Source organism: Nostoc sp., assembly GCF_041747015.1.
Taxonomy (GTDB): domain Bacteria; phylum Cyanobacteriota; class Cyanobacteriia; order Cyanobacteriales; family Nostocaceae; genus Nostoc.
The window spans coordinates 1-5,714 of record NZ_JBGTFY010000346.1 but is presented as its reverse complement, the minus strand read 5'-3'; the positions used below and the strand labels follow the sequence as shown (position 1 = coordinate 5,714).

At 42.3% G+C, this 5,714-nt stretch carries 5 protein-coding genes and 1 pseudogene; 4 read left to right on the top strand and 2 right to left on the bottom strand.

Translation table 11 applies throughout. The features are described 5' to 3' along the window. Both ACEW80_RS27725 and ACEW80_RS27720 read right to left on the bottom strand, forming a co-directional pair. A pseudogene (locus ACEW80_RS27725) lies at positions 1-209 on the bottom strand (phycocyanin subunit alpha); the annotation flags it as partial. An 87-nt stretch (positions 210-296) separates the two neighbouring features. Beyond that, the gene (locus ACEW80_RS27720) at positions 297-818 is read right to left on the bottom strand and encodes a phycocyanin subunit beta (protein WP_373529684.1); all 522 of its coding nucleotides are present in this window, start codon (positions 816-818) and stop codon (positions 297-299) included. An 815-nt stretch (positions 819-1,633) separates the two neighbouring features. Between ACEW80_RS27720 and ACEW80_RS27715 the strand changes: the two genes are divergently transcribed. The 4 genes from ACEW80_RS27715 (at position 1,634) to ACEW80_RS27700 (ending at position 5,437) form a co-directional block, all read left to right on the top strand. Continuing rightward, positions 1,634-1,939, top strand: a complete 306-nt coding sequence (locus ACEW80_RS27715) for a CpeR family transcriptional regulator (protein WP_373529683.1) — start codon at positions 1,634-1,636, stop codon at positions 1,937-1,939. A gap of 71 nt (positions 1,940-2,010) precedes the next feature. After that, positions 2,011-3,228, top strand: a complete 1,218-nt coding sequence (locus ACEW80_RS27710; protein ID WP_373529686.1) for an HhoA/HhoB/HtrA family serine endopeptidase — start codon at positions 2,011-2,013, stop codon at positions 3,226-3,228. 361 nt (positions 3,229-3,589) lie between these two features. After that, entirely contained in the window at positions 3,590-4,228 is a 639-nt protein-coding gene (locus ACEW80_RS27705; protein ID WP_373529682.1) for a lysophospholipid acyltransferase family protein, read from the top strand. A 171-nt stretch (positions 4,229-4,399) separates the two neighbouring features. Further along, the gene (locus tag ACEW80_RS27700) at positions 4,400-5,437 is read left to right on the top strand and encodes an AI-2E family transporter (protein ID WP_373529685.1); all 1,038 of its coding nucleotides are present in this window, start codon (positions 4,400-4,402) and stop codon (positions 5,435-5,437) included. Positions 5,438-5,714 lie beyond the last annotated feature (277 nt).

Here is a 5,714-nt window from a genome sequence, read left to right as displayed (position 1 = left end):
TGCTGTTGAGTGGTGTAGGGAAACTTGTTGTACACCGCTTGAGCTGCGCCTTCTGTCAAACGTTGAGCATTATCGGTCAAGCTTTTTGCTGCTTCTAAGCTAGCTGGAGCTTGGCGAAAACGACCAAAAGCGGTTTGAATTTCTGTGCTGGAGAGAAAGCGACCTTGAGAATCTGCGGTGGAAACTGCTTCGGTAAGAGGTGTTTTCATGAGTTTAGTATCTCCCTATTTACAATTTTGTTGAAATTTGTTTTGTCTAACTGACAATTGTCAGTTAATAGCATTGGTTGATCAGGCTTAACCTACAGCAGCGGCAGCGCGATCAAAGTAGCTAGCAACTTCAGATAACAGAGCGCTGCAATCGCCTCTGGTGATTCCATTGGTGTCACCAGCGATCGCAAGAGCTGCTTCCTTCATCTTTTCTACGCCAACTGCTACAGAAGCACCAGGAGTTCCCAACGCCAAGTAGGTTTCGCGCAGACCGTTTAGACAACGGTCATCCAATACACTTGCATCACCAGCAAAGATTGCATAGGTAACATAGCGCAGGATGATTTCCATGTCGCGCAAGCAAGCTGCCATGCGGCGGTTGGTGTAAGCATTACCACCAGGAGCAATCAACTGAGGTTGTTCAGCGAACAAAGCGCGAGCTGCATTAGCAACGATCGCAGAGGAGTTGCCGGTAATCCGGTTGACGGTATCTGCACGCTTGTTACCATCTTTAACAATTGCGCTCAGAGCATCCAATTGAGCCGCGCTGAGATATTCGCCTCTGGCATCAGCTTGGGAAACTACTTTGGCAAACGCATCTAAAACCATTGCTTTAATCTCCTAAATTTGCTTACGTTAACAGACTTGTTGGACTTCAAAGTAAAAAACTTTTGAATTTAAGTCTGAGTTTGGACTGTCTGAGCAGATTGGAAAAACTTACAACAGACATCTACAGGTATAAGTTTAATTTTTTCGGGTTTCCAATTAAATTTTTTTTTACAAAACTTCAAATTTCTATGAGCGATTGAAAAACCCGAAAAATAGCCACTTTACTTGCCTTGTAATGTTGTTTTTTCCTTACCAGTCATCTTTATACAATGCTGTAGTAGCATTTTTTATTACAAATTATTGTTATGTCTGTTCATTTTGTTTACATAAATTAATAATTTTGGTTAAAGTTATGAGAAGTTAGATATTTATACAGGGCAAACACATTATGTCAACAAGGAGATTTTATTCTCAATAAGCGCACTTGGATTAAGTCTATAGCAATCCGATTTAATTTTTGAACTTATCTGCGTCGGTAGGCAAGAGGTGGTCACTGAGCCTTTCTCTACCAGACGCTGCGCGTAGCTTGCTTCCCCGCAGGGGTACGACAAGCTCAGGGTAACACTTGCCGTTGGCGCAGCCTCTCGTAGAGAAGTGCAACAGCAAAAAATGCTCCTTGAGTTGTACGGAGTTTTTTCAAAAATCAAAATCATAGTCCTATAGATAAAATAGAAACATGGATTATTGAAACCCAAGATCAAATATGGGGAGCAACAACTGAGTCTTTACGGTTTGAAAAACGGAAAGTTTTGCTAATGAATTATGTGCGATGAGTCCCTTATATTGATTCAGCTTGAATCTGTTGAGAGCTAAAAATGTTACCTCCACAGGCTGAAAAAAAGATGCGTTGCTGGATTCGCAGTCGCCATTTGATTTGTTTGGGTAATTTTTTTATATTCGAGACATTAGAATATACGACGATTGAAAGATTTTCTGAATGTGTCGCTTCTTTAGGAGGAACAGTAATATCCGTTGACTCTATTAATAAAATTTGGATGGGCGATCATCGCCAAGTTATTCTATATCAGGTAAAAGCTAGTTTACATACACCTCATCATACTTTGAAACAATACTGGATAAAATATGGTGATTTTTATACTAGATTTGATGCGCGTGTTTGAGAGCCGTCAATTTTGTAAAAATTAAGTGTAAATAGATTTGTCCCGACTAAGCAACAATTAGGTTTATGATTATTAAATTTCCCAAATTACCCCGGTCTATAGGTCAACTCAGTACTCGTGTGTTAGCGATCGCGCTAGGAGTTCTATTAACGGTTAGCAGCCTGCAAGTGTTGCCTTCCCAAGCTGAACCAGCACCCCCGCTAACTGCTGGAGATACTTCAGAAGTGCTTTCTCAACGGCAATCACCTGCTAGTGCTGCTATCGGTAGCAGCAGCTTTGTAACAGCAGCAGTGAATCGTGTGGGCACGGCAGTTGTCCGAATCGATACTGAGCGGACAATTACTCGTCGCACTGATCCATTTTTGGAAGACCCCTTTTTGCATCGGTTTTTTGGTGAGGGTTTCCCCCAACAGCTGCCTTCTGAGCAGCAGTTGCGCGGTTTAGGCTCAGGTTTTATTATTGACAAGACTGGGTTAGTTCTGACGAATGCTCATGTGGTCGATAAAGCTGATAAAGTGACAGTCCGGCTCAAAGATGGCCGTACCTTTGAAGGGAAAGTTCAAGGTATTGATGAAGTCACAGATTTGGCAGTAGTTAAGATTAACGCTGGTAACGATTTGCCCGTCGCGCCCTTGGGTTCTTCTAGTAATGTACAAGTAGGAGACTGGGCGATCGCAGTTGGAAATCCTTTAGGATTTGATAACACCGTTACCTTGGGAATTGTCAGTACCCTCAAACGTTCCAGCGCCCAAGTTGGTATTAGTGACAAACGCCTGGAATTTATTCAGACAGATGCCGCCATTAACCCTGGTAACTCAGGAGGACCACTATTAAATGGTCGTGGTGAAGTGATTGGGATAAACACAGCGATTCGTCCTGACGCAATGGGTATTGGGTTTGCGATTCCCATCGATAAAGCCAAAGCGATCGCATCTGTACTGCAACGTGATGGTAAAGTTGCTCACCCCTACTTAGGTGTGCAAATGCTAACTTTGACACCCGAACTTGCCAAGCAAAATAATACCGATCCCAACTCTCCGATTCAGATACCAGAAATTAATGGGGTTTTTGTCATGCGAGTTGTTCCCAATTCTCCAGCGGCATCTGCGGGAGTGCGGCGTGGGGATGTAATTGTTCAAATTGATGGTAAACCGATTACGAGTGCTGAACAATTGCAAAACGTTGTAGAAGACAGTCGCCTTGGTCAAGCATTGCAACTGAAATTGCAACGGGGTAATGAAACACAGCAGCTTTCAGTACGCACATCTGAGTTGCAAAATGCTTCCTAAAGGCGCACATCTGTTATTTGTGTCAACATAATTCGTAGTTGTAATCAGATTTAATTACGAATTACGAATTACGAATTATTTGTAGGTATGTAGAGACGCAAAATATTGCGTCTCTACAGCTTTTTTGGGTTTGCCCTGGGTGTTGCGTAGTTTACCGCACTTCTCTACCAGACGCTGCATTTTGGCAAGGCCACCTCGACTGCGCTGGCACAAGTTAGTGACTACCGCAGGTCTTACCCTGAGCCTGCGTCGTACCCCTGCGGGGAAGCAAGCTACGCGTAGCGTCTGTCTGCGACACGCTGCGCGAACGTAGAGAAGGGCATCGCTTATGCTAAATTCAGTCTAATTTTAATTATCTTCTGTGGATATAAACCGCGAACCGCTTATCAGTCTGGCACTTTACCACACCCTTAAATGGTCGGTCGTCAGCCCTATGCTTCATACTTACTTTCGGGGTCAGATATATGGTGCTCAAAATGTTCCCCAATCAGGCCCATTAGTAGTGGTGAGCAATCATGCTAGTTACTTTGATCCGCCAATTGTCTCTAATTGTGTACGCCGTCCAGTAGCATATATGGCTAAAGAAGAGTTATTTGATATCCCAATTTTGGCGAAAGTGATTAAACTATGTGGTGCTTACCCAGTGAGCCGAGGAAATGCCGATCGCACAGCCATCCGTTCAGCACTAGAATATCTCGATAAAGGTTGGGCTGTCGGTGTTTTCTTGGACGGGACTCGCACCCCAGATGGTCGAATTACAAACCCCAAAAGAGGCGCATTGTTGCTGGCAGCGAAAGCAAAAGCCCCAATATTGCCCGTGAGTATCTGGGGTAGTGAGGAGATTTTAAAAAAAGGCTCGGCCATACCTCGTGCAGTTCCCATCACTGTCAGGATTGGCAACTTGATTGATAGCCCCAATTCTACTAATAAAGAGGAATTGGAAACTTTGACACAAAAGTGTGCCAATGTAATTAACGAGATGCATGATTTAGGGCGATGAGTTAAATAAGCTCAGATATATACTTTAGGGAGGTAGCGATGCCTATGGCGGCAAACTACGCTACTTAGCTTTTGTATATTTGTCAACACGCTCTAGCAATGAAGTCAGACTTTGTGCTTAAATGCAACTGCTGGGCAAATTCACCTTTCACAATTTCTCCCTAAACAGCATATGAGCGGCTTTGAGGCCAAGAATTTTTGGGATCGATTAAATAATCTGGCGTTAGTCCGCTTTTTGCTTTTGGTTGCTTCTGGCTGGGCGATCGTACAGCTTTTAGCTTACTTTGAAGCAGTGATCGTTATTTTCACATTCGCTGCAATTTTGGCTTTTTTACTCAGCTATCCTGTACAATGGCTACGGCATTTTTTGCCTCACGGCGTAGCTGTTGCTGTCATTTTCTTACTCAGCATTGTGTTTATTGGCAGTCTGATAATTACCGTAGGCTTAACGGTTTTATCTCAAGGACAACAATTAATTGACAGTATAACTGCGTTTGTGAATTCTTTAATCCCTCTATTAGAGCGAGTAGAAGGATTTTTGCGAAGTCGTAACTTGCAGATAGATTTAAGTTTTATTGAAGAACAATTACGAAACCAAGCTGTATCTAGTCTTGTTACTAGCTTGGCTGTTTTACAAGGGTTCATGACAAATTTTGTTACTTTTATATTGATAGCAGTTGTAGCTTTCTTCATGTTATTAGATGGAGACAAGTTGTGGAGTTTTATCTTAAAAATAGTACCAAAACATCGCAGGAATAGATTTACAAATATAATCAGACGGTCATTTTTAGGATTTTTTAGAGGTCAGTTGTTATTAAGCGCATTTCTCACAACTTCAACTTTCCTAGTTTTCGTAGTATTAAAAGTACCTTTTGCGTTGATCCTGTCAGTAATAGTGGGAATTCTTGACATCATTCCTGGCATAGGAGCAACATTAGGAGTAAGCACAGTGACTCTATTTGTGTTGTCTCAAGGTGTTTGGTTAGCATTAAAAGTATTGATAGCTTGTATTGTCCTTCAGCAAATACAAGACAACCTGATTGCTCCCCGAATTATGCAAGATGCGCTGAATCTTAACCCTGTAGTGGTATTCTTTGCTTTACTTGTAGGTGCTAAAGTAGCAGGTTTGCTGGGAGTTTTTATATCTATTCCCATCGCTGGAGTTATTGTGTCTTTGTTTGAAATTGATGAGATGAAAGCTGAAGTTTAGTTAGAGTTAAAAGTTGTAGTAGGGGTTTAGCATGCTAAACCCCTACGAAAGATGTGGTTTTTAACTTTATTCATATTTAGTATTTCTTGTCAATGCGTAAGTCATATAGCGTTTCCTAATCACATGAGGTACATCATAGCCCCCTCATCGCTTGCGGGGAGGGGGTTGGGGGTGGGGTTATTGTACCTCACTCAACTGAGAACCGCTATATACAAGTCTTTTAACCTACTTGTTTACCGTATTCAGCTAGATAGGCAGGAGCCTCACGCCTACCGTT

What these genes read in the sequence shown, in the direction of transcription:
- ACEW80_RS27720 (WP_373529684.1), bottom strand. Translation starts at nt 818, where the DNA reads ATGGTTTTAGATGCGTTTGCCAAAGTAGTTTCCCAAGCTGATGCCAGA.
- ACEW80_RS27715 (WP_373529683.1), top strand. Translation starts at nt 1,634, where the DNA reads ATGTTACCTCCACAGGCTGAAAAAAAGATGCGTTGCTGGATTCGCAGT.
- ACEW80_RS27700 (WP_373529685.1), top strand. Translation starts at nt 4,400, where the DNA reads ATGAGCGGCTTTGAGGCCAAGAATTTTTGGGATCGATTAAATAATCTG.